This is a genomic window from Micromonospora sp. WMMD987, assembly GCF_029581435.1.
Taxonomy (GTDB): domain Bacteria; phylum Actinomycetota; class Actinomycetes; order Mycobacteriales; family Micromonosporaceae; genus Micromonospora; species Micromonospora rifamycinica.
Genome location: NZ_CP120861.1, coordinates 1,583,321 through 1,599,398 on the forward strand (window position 1 = coordinate 1,583,321; position 16,078 = coordinate 1,599,398).

General features: G+C 69.1%; 16 protein-coding genes and 2 tRNA genes. 5 read left to right on the forward strand and 13 right to left on the reverse strand.

Annotated features, from left to right (window positions below; translation table 11 throughout):
• Nucleotides 1-9: 9 nt before the first annotated feature.
• The gene (locus O7612_RS07020) at nt 10-747 is read left to right on the forward strand and encodes a YcnI family protein (RefSeq protein WP_282271503.1); all 738 of its coding nucleotides are present in this window, start codon (nt 10-12) and stop codon (nt 745-747) included.
• Nucleotides 748-1,042: 295 nt separating this feature from the next.
• Here the strand turns inward: O7612_RS07020 and O7612_RS07025 are convergent, their stop codons facing one another.
• A complete protein-coding gene (locus O7612_RS07025) occupies nt 1,043-2,299 on the reverse strand; it encodes a glycosyltransferase family 87 protein (RefSeq protein ID WP_282271505.1) in 1,257 nt (418 codons plus the stop codon).
• Between the two features lie 73 nt (nt 2,300-2,372).
• Here O7612_RS07025 and orn point away from each other — a divergent pair, with 73 nt between their 5' ends.
• Both orn and O7612_RS07035 read left to right on the forward strand, forming a co-directional pair.
• Nucleotides 2,373-2,963: an oligoribonuclease gene (gene orn, locus O7612_RS07030; RefSeq protein WP_282271507.1), complete on the forward strand. Its 591-nt coding sequence runs from the start codon at nt 2,373-2,375 to the stop codon at nt 2,961-2,963.
• Between the two features lie 100 nt (nt 2,964-3,063).
• Nucleotides 3,064-3,136, forward strand: a tRNA-His gene (locus O7612_RS07035).
• 198 nt (nt 3,137-3,334) lie between these two features.
• Here O7612_RS07035 and O7612_RS07040 read toward each other — a convergent pair.
• A complete protein-coding gene (locus O7612_RS07040) occupies nt 3,335-4,630 on the reverse strand; it encodes an Ig-like domain-containing protein (RefSeq protein WP_282271508.1) in 1,296 nt (431 codons plus the stop codon).
• 178 nt (nt 4,631-4,808) lie between these two features.
• Nucleotides 4,809-6,080, reverse strand: a complete 1,272-nt coding sequence (locus tag O7612_RS07045) for an Ig-like domain-containing protein (protein WP_282271509.1) — start codon at nt 6,078-6,080, stop codon at nt 4,809-4,811.
• A gap of 184 nt (nt 6,081-6,264) precedes the next feature.
• On the opposite strand from O7612_RS07045, the gene O7612_RS07050 reads away from it, so the two are divergent.
• Nucleotides 6,265-6,340 (forward strand) — tRNA-Lys (locus O7612_RS07050).
• Nucleotides 6,341-6,512: 172 nt separating this feature from the next.
• Complete coding sequence (locus O7612_RS07055; RefSeq protein ID WP_282271511.1) at nt 6,513-6,809, forward strand: DUF4326 domain-containing protein; 297 nt, start codon at nt 6,513-6,515, stop codon at nt 6,807-6,809.
• On the opposite strand, the gene O7612_RS07060 is transcribed toward O7612_RS07055, so the two are convergent.
• From O7612_RS07060 to O7612_RS07105, 10 genes are all read right to left on the reverse strand, one after another.
• Complete coding sequence (locus tag O7612_RS07060) at nt 6,799-7,689, reverse strand: hypothetical protein (protein WP_348774274.1); 891 nt, start codon at nt 7,687-7,689, stop codon at nt 6,799-6,801. The two genes, O7612_RS07055 and O7612_RS07060, sit on opposite strands and share 11 nt — an antisense overlap.
• Nucleotides 7,690-7,779: 90 nt before the next feature.
• Entirely contained in the window at nt 7,780-8,574 is a 795-nt protein-coding gene (locus O7612_RS07065) for an aminoglycoside phosphotransferase family protein (protein WP_067306130.1), read from the reverse strand.
• Nucleotides 8,571-9,221 carry a histidine phosphatase family protein gene (locus tag O7612_RS07070; RefSeq protein WP_282271516.1) on the reverse strand — a complete coding sequence of 217 codons (651 nt, stop codon included), beginning with the start codon at nt 9,219-9,221 and terminating at the stop codon, nt 8,571-8,573. Before O7612_RS07070 ends, O7612_RS07065 begins: the two co-directional genes overlap by 4 nt.
• A gap of 21 nt (nt 9,222-9,242) precedes the next feature.
• On the reverse strand, nt 9,243-9,980 hold the full coding sequence (locus O7612_RS07075; protein WP_067306136.1) for a phosphotransferase: 738 nt from the start codon (nt 9,978-9,980) through the stop codon (nt 9,243-9,245).
• Entirely contained in the window at nt 9,977-10,792 is an 816-nt protein-coding gene (locus O7612_RS07080) for a class I SAM-dependent methyltransferase (RefSeq protein ID WP_282271519.1), read from the reverse strand. Before O7612_RS07080 ends, O7612_RS07075 begins: the two co-directional genes overlap by 4 nt.
• A gap of 24 nt (nt 10,793-10,816) precedes the next feature.
• Nucleotides 10,817-11,338 (reverse strand): topology modulation protein, encoded by a 522-nt coding sequence (locus O7612_RS07085; protein WP_282271520.1) that lies wholly within the window; start codon nt 11,336-11,338, stop codon nt 10,817-10,819.
• Between the two features lie 51 nt (nt 11,339-11,389).
• Nucleotides 11,390-12,424 (reverse strand): hypothetical protein, encoded by a 1,035-nt coding sequence (locus O7612_RS07090; RefSeq protein ID WP_282273830.1) that lies wholly within the window; start codon nt 12,422-12,424, stop codon nt 11,390-11,392.
• A complete protein-coding gene (locus O7612_RS07095) occupies nt 12,418-14,154 on the reverse strand; it encodes a carbamoyltransferase C-terminal domain-containing protein (protein ID WP_282271522.1) in 1,737 nt (578 codons plus the stop codon). The genes O7612_RS07090 and O7612_RS07095 overlap by 7 nt, the downstream gene beginning before the upstream one ends.
• Nucleotides 14,151-15,098, reverse strand: coding sequence for a thymidylate synthase (locus O7612_RS07100; protein WP_282271524.1), 948 nt, complete (start codon nt 15,096-15,098; stop codon nt 14,151-14,153). Before O7612_RS07100 ends, O7612_RS07095 begins: the two co-directional genes overlap by 4 nt.
• 17 nt (nt 15,099-15,115) lie before the next feature.
• A complete protein-coding gene (locus O7612_RS07105) occupies nt 15,116-16,072 on the reverse strand; it encodes an NAD-dependent epimerase/dehydratase family protein (protein ID WP_282271526.1) in 957 nt (318 codons plus the stop codon).
• Between the last annotated feature and the right edge of the window lie 6 nt (nt 16,073-16,078).

The following is a 16,078-nucleotide window of genomic DNA, read 5'->3' on the forward strand; positions in this document are numbered from 1 at the left end:
CCGTCCCAGATGATCCGTCTCCGGCGCACCGCATCCGCCGCCGCGCTCACCCTCACCGCCGTCGCCGCCACGCTGCTGGGCTTCGCCGGGCCGGCCGCGGCGCACGTCACGGTCAACCCGAAGGAGGCGACCCAGGGCGGCTACGGCCGGTTCGCCGTCCGGGTGCCGAACGAGAGCGACACCGCCTCCACCGTCAAGATCGAGGTGAACCTGCCGGAGAACGCCCCGGTCGGCTCGGTCTCCACGATGCCGGTGCCGGGGTGGACGGTCGCGGTGGAGAAGCGCAAGGTGGATCCGCCGATCGAGGTGCACGGCAGCCAGCTCACCGAGGCCGTGTCGAAGCTGACCTGGACGGCCGCCGCCGGTGGGGGCGTCAAGCCGGGCGAGTTCCAGGAGTTCCCGGTCTCGATGGGTCCGCTGCCGCAGGTGGACAGGATGGTCTTCAAGACGCTCCAGACCTACTCCGACGGCAACGTGTCGCGGTGGATCGAGGAGCCCACGCCGGGTGCGGAGGAGCCGGAGAACCCGGCGCCGGTGCTGACCCTGACGGCGGCGGCCGGATCTCCGTCAGCGGCTCCGGCGGCCGGTGCGACGGCGGCGGCCGGGGACGACGACGATGACGACGACGATGCGGGTTCGACGGCGGTCGTGCTGGGCGTCGCCGGCCTGCTGGCCGGGCTCGGCGGGCTGGCCCTCGGCGGGCTGGCCTTCGCCCGGACCCGGCGGGAGCCGACGCCGAAGTCCTGACCCGCGCCGCCCGCACCGGCCCGTCGGATCCGTCCGGCGGGCCGCCGCGTGTGCGGTGGCCGGTCCCGGTGGCCGCCGTGTGCGGGCGTCCCGGGCGGTGTGCCTGGTGACGTCCGCCACGCGCGGGTGCCCGTGGGGTGGCCGGTCGATCCCTCCGACGGTCTGTCGTTCCCGGTGACGGCCCTCCGCGCTGCCGACGCGGAGGGCCGTCCCACCGGGGGAGCGGTGCGTCGCGGCCGTGACCGGCTCATGCCAGATTAGCGCTAAAAGCCGGACAGTGGAATATCTGTCCTTTTCACGGCTGCCCGGTTCCCGGGTGCTGCTCCCGCCGCACCGGGAGCAGCACCAGCAACAGCACCGCCAGCAGCACGTACGCGTTGCGGACCAGGAACTCCCACGGATTGTCCGTCCGGGCCGGGGCCACCCCCCAGTCGAAGAACGAGACCACCCCGCAGACGATCACCAGACCGGTGCCGACGGCGAGGGCGAGCAGCCGACGTCGGCGTCGCGCCCCCTCCCGGGTCTCCCGGTCGGCGTCGAGCGCGGCGTCCACCAGCACCACCACCGCCGGGACGAACCAGTAGATGTGATGGGTCCAGGTGATCGGGCTGACCAGACCGCCGACCAGCCCGGTGAGGGTGAGGCCGGTCAACCAGTCGCCGCCGTGGGCGGCGCGGGCCGCCCGGTGCAGGCCGTACCCGAGAACGGCGACGACCAGGACGAGCCAGAGCAGGCGGTTCGGCTCCTCGGGCGCGTCGATCCGGCTGAGCAGGCCGAACAGCGACTGGTTGCCGGTGTAGTCGGTCCGCCCGACCCGGTCGGTGGCCCACAACTCGTGCGTCCAGAACCGCCACGAGTCGTGTGGCGCCACCGCGGCGGCCAGCAGCGTCGCCGCCGCCGCCGTGACACTGGCCACCACGGCCGCCCGCCAGCGCCGGGTCACCAGCAGGTAGACGATGAAGATGCCCGGAAAGAGCTTGAGCGCCGTGGCCAGCCCCACGCCCACCCCGGCCCACCGCCGGGCCCGGGGTACGGCGAAGAGCAGGTCGGCCAGGATCAGCACCACCAGCAGCATGTTGATCTGACCGAAGGTGATCGTCTCCCGGGTGCTCTCCACCGCGAAGACCAGCAGCACCGCCACGGTGAGCGCGAACGTCCGGTGCAGAGCGTGCCGCTCGATCACCGGGATCACCAGCCAGCGGGTGGTGACCACGACCGCCACGCAGGTCAGCACCGTGAAGACGACGATGGTCAGGCCCAGCGGCAGCACCCCGAACGGCCGCAGCAGCAGCGCGCTGAACGGCGGGTACGTGAAGTACAGCTCACCCTGCACCCGGTCGGGCTGCACGTAGTCGTAGAGCGGGTGCCCCGACGCCCACCAGTCCATCGCCCGCATGTAGATCTTCAGGTCGAAGAAGTCGTGCACCAGTCCCGGCAGGTAGAGCGCCGGCAGGACGGCGGCCAGCGCCAGCACCGTGACGACCCGGCGGACCGTACGGCTTCGCTGGTCCTCCGGGGTGGCGACGGGGGACGCGACGGAATCGGCGGGCACGGGGAAACCCTAGCGGTCCTACCCCGCGACGGTGCCGAGGCGCGGGCACCTGGGCTGCGCGTAGTCTGTTGCGGTGGCTGACCTTCTCGTCTGGATCGACTGTGAGATGACCGGGCTCGACCTCACCAGCGACAAGCTGATCGAGGTCGCCGCGTTGGTCACCGACCCCGACCTCAACGTGCTGGGTGAGGGGGTGGACGTGGTCATCCACGCCGACGACGAGGCCCTGGCCGGGATGCCGGAGATCGTCCGCACCATGCACGCGAAGTCCGGCCTGACCGAGGAGGCCCGCCGTTCCACGGTCACCCTGGCCGAGGCCGAGGATCTGGTCCTGGACTACGTCACCAGCCACGTGAAGGACCCGCGTACCGCACCGCTGTGCGGCAACTCCATCGCCACCGACCGCGGCTTCATCGCCCGGGACATGACCCGACTCGACGCCCACCTGCACTACCGCATGATCGACGTGTCGTCGATCAAGGAGTTGTGCCGGCGCTGGTACCCCCGGGTGTACTTCGGCCAGCCGCAGAAGGGGCTGGCGCACCGGGCGCTGGCCGACATCCGGGAGAGCATCCGGGAACTGGAGTACTACCGGCGCACCCTGTTCGTACCGCTGCCCGGGCCGGACGTGGAGACGGCCAGGGCGATCGCCGCGCAGCTCTAGCCCGGCCCGCCGGCCGGGGGTGCAACCCGCTGGACGGGCCCCGCCCGGGTGTGGCTATTATTAGTCCGCACCCGCCCGGGAGACCGGGGCGGACGGCATGGTGGCTGTAGCTCAGTTGGCAGAGCACCGGGTTGTGGTCCCGGTTGTCGTGGGTTCAATTCCCATCAGTCACCCGGTTGGTGGAGGTTTCCACCGCAGCTCAGGCCCCCTCCTCGGAGGGGGCCTGAGTCGTTTCCGGGGTCTGCCGGGGGACGCCCCCGCTGTCGCCACCCGTCGTGCCTGTCCCGGACGCACGATCGGCCCCCACCTGGCGGCGGGGGCCGATCGTGGACGGTCGGTGCTCCGGTCGGATCGGGGTGTCGACGTCCCGGTCAGGACGTCGGCGTGGCGCTCGGCTCCGCGGTGGTGCCGTCCGGCGTGGTGCCGGCGTCCGACTGCCCGGCGTCCGGGTCGTACGGCAGGGCGCTGCCCTTGACGTACTCGTCCCAGCTCATGTTCCAGTCGGTCCAGCCGTTCCCGTTCTGGAGCTTGCGTTCGGTGCCCTTGACGGTGATCGGATCGCCGATCTTCGTGTTGGCGAACAGCCAGGCGCCGTCCTTCATCGACACGTTCACGCAGCCGTGCGAGACGTTCGTGGTGCCCTGCTGCCCCTCCGACCAGGGGGCGGCGTGGATGAACTCGCCACCCCAGGTGAGTCGCTGGGCATAATCGATCTTGGTGCGGTAGCCCTCCTCGGGGCCGAGCTCCTCCATGGTGTCGAAGACCGTCTTGCGGAGCTTCTCGATCACCACCATGGTGCCGCTGGACGACGGGGTGCTCTTCTTGCCGAGGCTGACCGGGACGGTCTTGACGGCCTTGCCGTCCTTGGTGACGGTCATCCGCTTGGTCTTGTTGTCGACCTGCATCACCACCGCCGGGCCGATCTTGATGTCCACGGTCAGGTCGGACCGGCCGTACCAACCGTCGCCCATCGGCAGCCCACCGGCCCGCACCCGGTACGACACGGTGCTGCCCGACTTCCAGAACTCCTTCGGCCGGTAACGGACCTCGGTGGGGCTGACCCAGTGCCAGACGCCCTCCTGGGCCGGGGTGCTGGTGACCGTCATCCGTCGCTGCACGTCGTCGCGGTAGTCCTCGGGGACGGCCCGACCGAACTTCACGATCAGCGGCATGGCCACGCCGACCACCTGGTTGTCACCGAGGAAGCTGGTCACCCGCACCTGCTTGTCCGGCTTGGCCATCACGGTGAAGGCACTGGTCGCCGTCGCCGCCTTGCCGTCGTCGCCGGTGGCCGTCACGGTGGCGGTGTACTTCCCGCCGTACTCCAGGGCACTGTCGGGCAGCCAGCTCGTGCCGTCCGGGGCGAGCTTGCCCTCGACGGCCTTCCCGGCGGAGTCGGTGAGCGCGACGGTGGTCTCCTTGGCGTCCTTGGCGGCGAAGACGATGCCGGCCGAGGCGGGGACGTCGGTGGCGTCGGCCTTCGGTTCGGTGATCGTCGCGGTGGCCTTGGGCGCGCTCTCCCCGCCACCGCCCTGCCAACTCGACGGCTTGTCACCGCCGGAGCCGGTGCAGGCGGAGGTGAGGGCCAGCGTCGCGGCGAGGACCCCCGCCGCGAGCACCCGGCGGCGACCGGTACGCCCGGTCAGGTGGTCCTGGACAACTCGCATGATTCCCTCACAGTCGTGGTCCCCGGTGTTCCATCGTGCCTCACTGACGCCGGGGAACGCCCGTCGGTTGCGAAGGGTGAACTGAAACACGCCGGCGGACGAAGTGTGAACACGATGGGTCACCGGTCCACATCGGTCCGGGTCGGACACGGTGACCCGCGCCGACCCGGACCGGTTGTCAGACCAGGGGGCCCGAGCCGCCCTGCGGCACCGGTAGCGCGCTGCCCTTGACGAACTCCGCCCAGGTCATGCTCCACGCCGTCCACCCGTTGCCCGGTTCGAGCTTGCGGGGGGTGCCCTTGACCGTGATCGGGTCGCCGACCTTCGTCTGCGAGAAGAGCCACCGGCCCATCGCCATCGAGACGTTCACGCAGCCGTGCGAGACGTTCCGCCGACCCTGCACCCCCTCCGACCACGGGGCCGCGTGGATGTACTCACCGCCCCAGGTCAACCGCTGGGCGAAGTCGATCTCGGTGCGGTACTGGTTCGCCGGGTCCGGCTCGTCCATGGTGTCGAAGACGGTCTTCTCCTTCTTCTCCATCACCACCATCGTGCCGCTGGAGGAGGGCGTGCTCTTCTTGCCCAGGCTGACCGGCAGCGTCTTGATCAGCTGGCCGCCCTGGAAGACCTCCATCTGCTTGGTGGCGTTGTCCACCCGCATCTCGAAGGACCGACCGATCTTGGCGGTCGCCGACCGGTCCACGTTGCCGTACCGCCCGTTGCTCAGCGGAATCCCGGCCAGCGCGATCCGGACGCTCAGCGTCGTCCCCGGCTGCCAGTACTCCGGCCCCCGGTAGTACGCCTGGGTGCCGTTGGATACCCAGTGCCAGGCACCCGGCTGCGGCGGATCGGTCTTGACGAACATCCGCTTCTGGACGGCCGCCCGGTCCTTCTTCGGGATGCCCGGGCTGAACTCGGCCACCACCGGCATGGCCACGCCGTACGTCCGGTCGTCGAACAGGTACAGGCCGGAGCCGATCATCGAGTTCGGCTTGGCCATCGTGGTGAACGTGCTCACCCCCTGCCGGGGCTGGCCGTCGGCGCCGGTGCCGGTCACCGTGGCCTTGTACCTGGTGTTGTACTTCAGGGCCGACGACGGCACCCAGGAGCTGCCGTCCAGACGCATCTTCCCGCCGACCTGCTTGCCGTCACCCGTGGTGAGGGTGACCGAGGAGATCTTGCCGCCGCCCGGGAGGTCGGCGCTGATCTCGGTGCTGACCGGCCTGCTCTTCGCCCCGTCGGCCGGACTGACCGCCAGGCCGGCGGCCGGCGCCGACGGCGAGGCCCCGTCGGACTGCGTCGGGGTCACCGCCCCGGTGCTCGGCGAAGCCCCGGTGCCGCCGACGAACTCGGCCTGCTTCTTCTGGTCGCCGCCGCACCCGGCCAGAGCCAGCGACGCCGCCAGGACGAGAGCGCCCGCCATCGCCCCGCCCCGCGTTAACCTGCCCATCCCCACCTCTGTTCTCGCGTACCTGGCGGACATCGTGCCCCATCCGGGCCACCGGCTCGATCCCGCACGTTGTACGGTGGGGAATTTGGTAGCTTTTGACCGTTAAGCTCGACCGAAGGGGGGAGCCGGGTAGTGGATTGGAACCCCGCTCCCGCCCCGTGCTATGTTCTCTGCGTGCCAACGAGCGCCGCTAGCTCAACTGGCAGAGCAGCGGACTCTTAATCCGCGGGTTCGGGGTTCGAGTCCCTGGCGGCGCACCACCAAAAAGGCTCTGACCTGGGGTTTCACCCTGGGTTGGAGCCTTTTGGTGTTCCTGCCGGTGGTTCGGTGTCTCGGTGGGTGCTCGGGAGCCGTTGGACCGGGGTCGCCTGCCCGGACTGGATGGACGCGAGTCGCCACCTGAAGCCCGTTGGTGACGGTTACGCTGATCGGGTGGTGGCGCAGTCACGGGTTCGCGTGCAGGGGGACCTGTATCACCCGGTGGTGCCGGCTGGTGCCGTGTATGTGGGGCGGCAGGGGTTCGGGTTGCGGCGTTCTCCCTGGGCCAATCCGTTCAGCCTGCGGAAACATGATCGGGCGGAGGCGCTGCGCCTGTATCGGCAGTGGCTCGTGGGGCAGCCGGAGCTTGTCGAGCGGGCGCGGCGGGATCTCGCTGGTAAGCAGTTGGCGTGTTGGTGTCGTGTGGAGGATGCCTGTCATGCGGATGTGTTGACCGAGATTATCGGTTGACGCGTAGCCGGTACCGTTCGGTGGGTCGTTTGGGTGCGTAGACACCGCCGATGCTGAAGGACTGTGGCCTTGCCGCTTGGTTGCCGACGTAGAACGCTACGTCGCGTTCGGCGGCGCAGAGTTGGGTGAGGAACTTGTGCCTGAGTTGATCTGCGGCCTCCGCGTCGGTGAGCTGCGTCAGGCGACGTTGTAGGGCGACGAATTCCCAGTCCCAGAGTGTCTGCTGGTGCCCGCGGCATTGGCGGTCTGCGCACCGGTAGCGGTAGGTGCCGGTGAATCGCGGTGCCTTAAGAGGGCTGCGCTGGGACGGCTCCAGCAGGTCGAGCTGATTGAGGTAGCCGGCGATCTTCCTGCGGTCCTCTGGCGACCAGCCGTCACGTCGTTTGACCTGTAGGCCCGAGATGTCGGCAACGCGGATCAGTGCGATCGATCGTGCACTCGGGTCGTCGCGGGTCTGCTTGTTGAGCTGGCACATGGAGTCTTCGACGAGTGGATCAAGGAGGGTGCGGCGGGGCTGCCAGTTGGCAAGGTGTCGCTCGGTGGTGATGGTGTCCACGATCGGCTTCCAGCTCTCGCGGCGCTGGTCCTGCCGGGCCGGCAGTGCGTCGAGGCGGACGATGTCGTACTTGCGGAACTTGCTGTCGTCGGCCAGTTCCCGAAAGTGGACCGGGTAGAGCCGGATCCAGCCCGTCCAGGGAGCGTCCAGGCCGAGCGCGCCGACGCAGACTGTCTCCCCGTAGCGGGCGGAGGGGTTGGGTGCCGCCTTCACGGTGATCAGGATGCGGAGTGTCGCTGGTCGCGTGAGTACCGGCTTCGGTGATAGCTGTTCACCGGTGCTCGGTCCCCACAAAGGAAGTTGTTCCAATGGAACCACCAACATTGCTGAATGTGGCTGCATGCACACTTCGCGCTACATAGATAGCTTCGCATCTAAGTCGATGGGGCGCCAGCCATCTGCGATGTCTAACCGTCACCTGCGGTCATCTGGGGGTTGTACTGCCCACGCCGTCAGGGCATCGAGGTGCGCGCAGTGTTCCAGGACCTCGCGGTCGAGGGTGCTGGGTTGGCCGTACTCGTCGAGGAAGCTGTGACGTAGGTCGGGGCGGTGCGGCCAGATGCGGGTGGTGAGGCGTACGAGGTCACGGGCGGGCAGGTCGTAGCGGCTGTGTTCGAAGTCGATCAGGCGAAGGATGCCGTCGTCGCTGTGGATCATGTTCCGGGGCATGAAGTCGAGGTGGCACGGTACGGCAGGGAGCGGGCCAAGGTCTTGAAGGGCTCGCATGTGGGCGCGTACCTCGGCGCGGAAGCGGGACGTGATGCGGTCTGCGGCTTGGTGGATCCAGTACTCGGTTCTTTGGGCGAGCCAGGCTGTCCAGTCCGGCTCCAGCCTCGGCGGCCCGGCGGCGTGAAACGTTCTGAGTAGCCTTCCCGCTTGGCGGTAGGCGCCCTGCCCGGCCTCGGAGTCGAGGGTTCGGTGGCGGAGTGGGATGCCGGGCACGGCGGTGATGATGATCGCGGGCGGATCGTCGGCTGCCGCGAGGAGGCGGGGTGCCCGGTCACCGAGGGTCGGAACCCAGGTCCGGTAGGCGTTCACCTCCTGGGTGTGTCGTTGGGGGCTGCGGTGGGGTTTGACGATCACCTCCCCGTGTTCGGCGGTGGCGGCGCGGAGTACCCGGGTGCCGGCGTGGCCTGGATGCCAGTTCAGAGGTGTGACGTCGACGTCGAGGAGACGCCGGCAGAGTGCGAGGAGGTCTGTGCTGCTCATTGCCCGGGTTCGAGGTGTCGGGTGTCGTTGTGCGCGGCGAGTTGCCAGATCGTGCGTCCGAACCGGTTGGTGGGTCGCTGCCATCGGGTGATCGAGGCGTGGTCGGTGACGAAGCCGAGCAGTAGGCAGGCGTCCTGCGGGAGTGCGAGGAGAAGGGTGTTGGCGGCCTCGACGGTCTCGCCGTGGGCGGCGATGAGGATCCGTTCGCCGTCGTGTCGGGTGAGGATCTCCTGTAGGGCTCTGATTGCCCGGTCGAGGTACTGGTTCCAGGTCTCCGAGCCGTTGGCGTAGGGGCGGTCGGGGGCGTGTTGGGGTGGCCCCTGAAAGGCGGTTTTGACGTCCGCCCATGGCCGGCCGTCGGCGTCGCCGTGGTCAGGCCCGCGAAGGTCCGGCTCGATGGTGGACGGCAGGTGGAGTGCCCGCTTGATGATCTCGGCTGTCTGGACCACGCGGAGTCTGGGCGTGGAGTAGAAGGCTGAGAACGGTCGAGCTGCGTGTTCGGCGGCCAGGCGGACAGCGAGCTGGGTGACCTGCTCGTGGCCCCGGTCGGTCAGACCGGTGCAGCCGTGTTCGCCGCCCACGATCCCGGCGACGTTGCAGGCGGCCTCGCCGTGACGGGCGATGACAAGTTTGGTGGTGGGGGCCATCGGCAGGGATCCTTCAGGAGGTCAGGTCGGCGCGAACGGGTCGGGCCAGGGCCGGACAGTGGGCCACGGGTGTCGGTATCCGTTGGTGCCGAGGTACCGGAGCGTCAAAAGGTGGTGTAGCTCGGCGTACTGCCGTAGCTCGTCGAAGCCGCAACGGTTCGGGGCGGTGGTGGAACGGTAGGCGTCGATGCAGGCCGTGAGGGTTGCTTGGTCGAGGCGTCCGTACGTCAGGGATGTGGTGACGAGGAGTCCGGCCAGGTCGTAGCCGAAGGGGGCGAGAGTGAGATCGTCGAAGTCGACGACGGCGATGCCTTCTTGCTGAACAAGGTAGTTGCGGACGTTCGGGTCCTTGTAAAAGGCCGCCGGTCGGTCAGCCCGGTCCAGGACGGCGTCGAGCACGGTCTGGTCGACTCCCGTAGCGAGGGCGGTCTGGTGTAGCGCCTTCCGACGCGGTCTGGCGAAATCGGGAATCACCAGTCCGATCGAGGTGGTGTGCGTTTCGTCGAGCCGGGCGGAGTGCAGTTCCCTGCGGTAAGCGGCGTCGTGTAGCCGACCGAGGATGGCCGCCATCCGGGGAAGATCCGCCATCCCAGCTGCCCGGCCCGATAGCCGCTCGAAGATCAGAGAGCAGTCGGTCCTCGTGATCAGGCGTGGCAGGCGAACAGTGGAGTCCAGCCCATTGAGCCAGGCATGGTGGGCCGCCGCTGCCGAGCAGCGCTGTGGGTCGGCGTACCGCTTGATGAAGAGGTTGCTGGTCACGGCCGTTCCGCCAGGGCGTAGCTGACGGTGGATCGGGCCAGGTACGGCGGTGCCGGCAGCCGCTGCCGGAGGATCGCGGCGAGGTCGTCCGGTCGGCAGTCGGGGTCAAGTCGGTACTTGGGAGTGGTGGCGAGATAGCGGGCGAGGTGTACGACGTCGGCGAACTCGAAGACGTGGTCCTCATGCAGGACGTCGAGCACCGTGAGGTGGGTGCCGGCTATATCGAGCAGGTTGGCGCTGTGGAAGCTCTCGTAGAGGCTCGGCCGGCGCGTGGCATCGCGGTCGATGCCGGCGAGTTGGAGGAGCTGGTCGAGTTCGGCGTAGCTGTCGAGCGACTTGGTTGCCAGGACGGCGCTGCCTCCGGGGCGGAGGCAGCGGGCGATTTCCGCGATTACGGCGGCTGGGGTGGTCGAGTGATAGAGGCAGAACGCGGCTACTGCCGCGTCTGCTACCGCATCCGGCATCGGTAGGCGGTGGAAGTCGGCGGCGACCACCGAGCCGTTCCCTCCGGCCTCGGCCAATCGGGTACGAACGATGTCCAGCAGTGCGAGCGAGGCGTCGACGGCTACGAGGCGTCGAGGGCGGAGGCGGGCGGCGATGCGGAGCGTGGTGGTACCCCGTCCGCAGCCGATGTCGAGGACCATCGCATCGGGTGAGGTCCGCTGTGCCAGCAGGTCGGTGATGACTGCGGTGGCGTCTCGCCCGGCGACCTTGGCGTCGCGCAGCGCACGGGTGCGTTCTGCGAGCCGGTCGCCAGTGCGGTAGAGGTCGCCGTGTACCAGAGTGGGATCGAGGAACGGGTTAGCCAGCATTGGTCGCCTCCCGTCCCGTCCGGGTCAGGGCATTGGTGGGGCTTGTGCTCGTATCCGGTCGACCAGTCGGTTGGCCTGGCGGCGGCTGGTGAGCGAGATCAGCTGGACGTGTGGTCCGTGTTCCTGGATGAGGTTGCGGACCCGAGGCCGCATGGTGCGTCGATAGCCGAGGATGTACCGGACGAAGTTCCAGGTGATCCGGTCGTAGACGCCGTCGGCCTGGTGCTGGCCACCCCGGTAGCGCCGACGTCGCTGGACTATGCCCCAGAGGCAGGTGGCGGCGGGAAGGTCGAGGAAGATCACGGTGTCGGCGGCGGCCAGCCGGATCGGCAGGGTACCGGCGTAGTTGCCTTCGATGATCCAGCGTTCGCCGGTGACGAGTTTCTCCTGCCTGGCGGCGAACTCCTCCTGGGGAAGCGGGTTCCACTGCTCGTCGTAGTAGATCGCGTCGAGGTGGGTCAGGGGCGCGTCGAGGATCTGGGCGAGTTGCCGGGCGATCGTCGATTTGCCGCTGCCACCGCAGCCGATGAGGGCGATCCTGTCCATGGTCCTCCAGGGTAGGCCTGCTCTGGGGCGGGGTCGTGCGGACACGGCGGGTCATGGCGTCACCAGATCGGGATGACGCAGGAGACGATTCAGCACGCTGAGCTGGGTGGAGAGCCGGAACGGGGCGAGACGGTGCAGGCAGTCGGCGATCAGGCCGGCGTGGTCGCTGGTCCCGGTGATCTCGGCGAGCCAGCCGACCCGGTGTCGGACGTCGGTAGCCTGTCTGACGTGCAGGTTCGTCGGCACGAGTTCGGCGGCGCCTCTGATGGTGGTCGGCAGGAGCGGGGCGCAGCCGGCGAGGACAGCTTCGAAGATCCGCTGGGTGATCTGGCCGGCCTCGGCGTAGCGCTCGGGAAGTAGCAGCACGGTGGCGAGCGCGTCGGCGTGGATCTTGCTGACCTGCGGGAACGGTACCCGGCCGATGAAGTTGAGGCCGGGCCAGCGGTGGGTGTCGGGCCACTTGCCGGCGACCAGGTGGGGCAGGTGCGCGGCGGCGGGGGCGAAGAAGGTGTCGAAGGCGTCGTCGCGGTCGTACTGGTTGCCGACGTACACCAGCGGCGTCGAGCGGTGCCGGGTGGCCAACTCGTCGGGGTCGGTGGCGTCGAGGACCCCGTCCGCGACGGGGAAGAGTAGCGTCGTCGCGCCCGGGCTCGGGTGCAGGGCCGGTTCACAGACGGTGACGTTGCTGGTCTGGCGAAGTGGGTCTGCCGGATCGAGTCGCCGGTCCTTGTCCCAGAGAATCGTCGGGATGCCGAGCCGGTGGGTGTAGTGGGTGACGAGTTCGGCCTGGCGGTGCAGGTCGCAGGTGTGTCCGGGCCGGCCGCAGGGAGTGGTGTTGCGGCCAGGGATGGGCCAACGCCATTCGAGGAACAACGCGTCGAGGTCGGGTAGGCCGACGTCCCACCGGTAGCTGGCGCTGAGGTCGAGGCCGGCGTCGCAGAGGTCACGGTTGGGCTGGAGGAACACGATCTCATGGCCGGCTTGGCGGAGCCCGTCGACCAGGCAACGGCGGTGGCTGCGTCCGCCGTCGGGGGTGTCGACGACACCCGAACCGAGGAATCCCCAGAAGCTGTAACCGATCAGCATTTCGTCACCCACCAGCCTTCGAGAAGCAGGGCATCCAGGCCGGTCTCGACCAGGCAGTCCAGGGCCATCTCGGGGGTGCCGCAGATCGGCTTGCCCTTGATGTTCAACGAGGTGTTGATCAGCACCGGATGTCCGGTGATCTCGCCGAAGGCAGCCAGCACGCTGGCGAGGAACGGATGCTGGTGGCGGGTCACAGTCTGAACCCGCGCGGTGCCGTTGCCGTGAACGATCGCGGGAAGGCGGCTGCGGGTCAGATCGGTCACCGGTGCGGCGATGGACATGAACGGTGAGGGCTGGCCGAGTTGGACGTAGTCGGCGGCCCTGTCGGCGAGGATCACCGGGGCGAAAGGGCGGAACGCTTCGCGGAACTTGACCGTGCGGTTCAGCCGGTCCACGACCTCGTGGGTGAAGGGCGAGGCGAGGATGGACCGGTTACCCAGTGCGCGTGGCCCCGCCTCCAACGGACCGGTGAAGAGCCCGACGATCGTTCCGTTGGCGAGCTGCCGGGCGAGGTGCTGGGCCGGGTCCGCCGGTCGTTCGGCGGTCAGCCCAGGCCGCGGTTCGGCCGACAGGGTCAGATCGGGGTACGCCGGGCCGAGGTAGCAGCGTCCGCCGATATCGGTGGGAGGTTGGCCGGTGGTGTCGAGCCAGACGGCTGCGGCAGCTCCGATTGCGGTGCCCGAGTCTCCGGGAGCGGGTGGGATGTGGACCTCGTCGACGATGCCGGCCCGGGCGATCCGACCGGCCGCGACGCAGTTCATCGCGACGCCACCGCCGAGACAGAGCAGCCCGGACCCGGTCAGGCGGGCGGCCCGCCCTGCCAGATGAAGCATCACCTGCTCGGTGCGTTCCTGCAGGGCGGCGGCGAGGTCTGCGTGCACCGGTTCGACCGCAGCATCCGGTGGGCGGGGCGGGCAGGTGACGGCGGTGAACTCTGCGCTGGTCCGGGGGTATCTGCTGGAGAGGACCCGAAGCGGTAACAACCCTGGATCGAGGGTGAAGCCGTCACCGGTCAGCGGAATCGCGCGCGTCATCACGTCACGGAATCGCGCTGGTTCACCGAGGGCGGCCAGCGCCATGACCGTGCCCTCCTCGTCTCCCCGGCGCCAGCCGAGGTGTTCGGTCACGGCGCCGTACGCGTAGCCGAGCGATGCCGGATCCCTTATCGCAGCATCCAGACGGAGGTGAAAGGGCTGCTCGTCGCGGTGCGCCGCATGCCAGATCGTGGTGGTCTGCAACTCGCCGAGACTGTCCACGACCAGGACCGCCGCGTCGTCCACGCCAGCGGACAGAAAGGAGTAGAGGGCGTGTGCGCGGTGGTGCAGCACAGGGACGAGTCGGGCATGCGGGAACCGCTGCGACAGCTCGCGCATGCGCGCCCGGTAGCGGCGATGCACGGTGAGGAAGCTGCGGGAACGAGGAAGCGCCCGGCTGCGGGTCGAGGCGCGTGCAAGGTGATCGGGGAGTTGGCCCAGCGCCGGCAGGTAGCGACGGCCGTCGAAGTTGTACGCCACTGCGGTGACGTCGCTTGCGGTGAACCCGGCCTGGTCGAGGAGCCAAGCTGCGGCTCTGGCGGGGTACGCCTTGCTGTGCTTGGTCCCGTCGAGGCGCTCCTCTTCGGCGAAACCAGTCAGGTTGCCGTTGACCAGCAGTGCTGCGGCCGAGTCGTGGGTGTAGGCGCAGAGCCCGAGCACGACCTCGGCCCCTCGTGCGGACCGTTGCGCGATCATCGCTGCCCAGCGGGCTTGGCGGGGGCGAGGTGGTCGTACCAGCTCACCAGGGCGGCACCGAGTGGATCGGGAGTGTCGGTGGCGAGTTTGCGCGCTTGGTCGCGCTCCCCGGTTTTCCAGGCGCGGTAGCTGGCGAGAGTCCGCCCGAACGCGTCCCAGGTCGAGCCGTCGGCCGGGCTGGTGTCGCCGTCGAGCACCCGCTGGAGGAGGTGGTCGAGGTCCGGCCAGGGCGCGTCGACCGGAGCCAGTTCGGCGTTGCCCTCGGTGCCGTGCAGGGAGGCGGCGGCAGCCTCGGCATTGTGGGCGTACAGGTGCAGCGAGTCGACGTGGTGGTGGTACTCGCCCAGCTCGACGTCGAGCCAACCGGCCATCAGTTCGTGGATCAGGGTGGTGGTGAAGATGTCGTATGGGAAGCCGAGCCAGAGGTCCTGGCTGCGCATGCTGGTGTGCATGATCAGTCGACCGTCCCGGATGAAGAACCGGTAGCCGAGGGTGCACGGCACGTCGCGGTAGCCGCGATGGTCCCGGGACGGGTCGAACAGCTGAATCACCCCACGCCGTGACTCTCGATCATTGAGCAGCTGTCGGCGTACCGCGTCGAGCTGATCGATGTGGCCGTCCCAGCGGCGCAGCCGTGGCCCGTACGCGCCGCGTAGCACGCCGTCGTCGGCGTACACGCGCAGCTTGTCGTTGTAGTCGTAGATCCATGGCGAGTCGGAGCCGGAGAGGATCCAGAGTGCCTCCGCGACCGCGAAGGCAGGGTTGATCACCCTTGCGGGTGGTACCGCGACGAGCCGTCGTCGGGGGTTGGTCAGGCGCAGGTGTGCCCCGACCACCTCGGTCGTGGTGAGGTCGCGGGGGCAGGCAACGCGACCGTTGAGCAGTACGGCCTGGCAGGCGGCGGTGAACAACGCGCTCGCCGAGTCGGCGGTCAACACGATCATGGTACTCCCTTGTGAGTTCAGGAGGTGAAGGACGCGAGTCGGTCGTCGGAGAGGTTGACCAGCCAGGCGGCCTGTCGTGCGAGACCCTCGTGGAGCCCGACGGTGGGCCAGTAGCCGAGCAATCGGCGGGCGCGGGTGGGGTCGGCCGCAGTCGCGGGTACGTCGCCCGGTTGGGCGGCCACGACCTTCACCGGCACCTGTCGTCCGGTGACCCGGGCAGCCTCGTCGATCACCGCGAGCATCGAGACGCTTGCACCGCCGCCAACATTGACCACCGCTGCCTGGGCATCGAGGCGAGCGGCGGCGAGGGTCGCGGCGACGACATCGCCGACGTAGGTGAACTCGCGCCGCTGGCTGCCATCGCCGAACAACGTGAGTGGAAAGCCGGTGTAGGCGGCGAACAGGACTCGGCCGATCGCCATGTCGGGCCGCTGCCGAGGCCCGTAGACAGTGAAGTAGCGCAGCGCGACCGCACTGAGCGGGCTGTCAGCTCGCCGGGCGTAGGCGAGACACAGCTGTTCCGCGGCCAGCTTGCTCACCCCGTAGGGGGAGACCGGGCAGGTGGGGTCGTCTTCGCGGCTGGGCCGGTCGGCCGGACCGTAGACGCTCGACGACGAGGCGACGACCAGCCGGCGCACCCCCTGGCGGGTGCAGGCCTCCAGCAACCGGTGTGTGCCGAGCACGTTGGTCTGGGTGTAGTCGAGAAACTCGCGACTCCACGACGGCCGTACACCCGGCCGCGCGGCGAGATGGAAGACGGTGTCGCAGCCAGCCACCACGTCGTCCAACTGGTCGACGGCCAGGTCCAGGCAGTACGGCGTGAACAGGGGGCTGCCGACAGCCTGGGCCAGGTTCTCGTCGGCGAGGGCGTGCTCACCGACCCGCCGCCGATCCATGCCGACGACCCTGACTCCTCTGCCCAGTAGCGCGTCGACCAGGTGCGAGCCGATGAAGCCGGCCGCTCCGGTGACCACAACACG

Bases quoted from the DNA above. Each gene is read 5' to 3' on its own strand.
- O7612_RS07020 (WP_282271503.1), top strand. From the start codon at position 10: ATGATCCGTCTCCGGCGCACCGCATCCGCCGCCGCGCTCACCCTCACC.
- O7612_RS07040 (WP_282271508.1), bottom strand. From the start codon at position 4,630: ATGCGAGTTGTCCAGGACCACCTGACCGGGCGTACCGGTCGCCGCCGG.
- O7612_RS07045 (WP_282271509.1), bottom strand. From the start codon at position 6,080: ATGGGCAGGTTAACGCGGGGCGGGGCGATGGCGGGCGCTCTCGTCCTG.
- O7612_RS07060 (WP_348774274.1), bottom strand. From the start codon at position 7,689: ATGTTGGTGGTTCCATTGGAACAACTTCCTTTGTGGGGACCGAGCACC.
- O7612_RS07065 (WP_067306130.1), bottom strand. From the start codon at position 8,574: ATGAGCAGCACAGACCTCCTCGCACTCTGCCGGCGTCTCCTCGACGTC.
- O7612_RS07070 (WP_282271516.1), bottom strand. From the start codon at position 9,221: ATGGCCCCCACCACCAAACTTGTCATCGCCCGTCACGGCGAGGCCGCC.
- O7612_RS07080 (WP_282271519.1), bottom strand. From the start codon at position 10,792: ATGCTGGCTAACCCGTTCCTCGATCCCACTCTGGTACACGGCGACCTC.
- O7612_RS07085 (WP_282271520.1), bottom strand. From the start codon at position 11,338: ATGGACAGGATCGCCCTCATCGGCTGCGGTGGCAGCGGCAAATCGACG.
- O7612_RS07090 (WP_282273830.1), bottom strand. From the start codon at position 12,424: ATGCTGATCGGTTACAGCTTCTGGGGATTCCTCGGTTCGGGTGTCGTC.
- O7612_RS07095 (WP_282271522.1), bottom strand. From the start codon at position 14,154: ATGATCGCGCAACGGTCCGCACGAGGGGCCGAGGTCGTGCTCGGGCTC.
- O7612_RS07100 (WP_282271524.1), bottom strand. From the start codon at position 15,098: ATGATCGTGTTGACCGCCGACTCGGCGAGCGCGTTGTTCACCGCCGCC.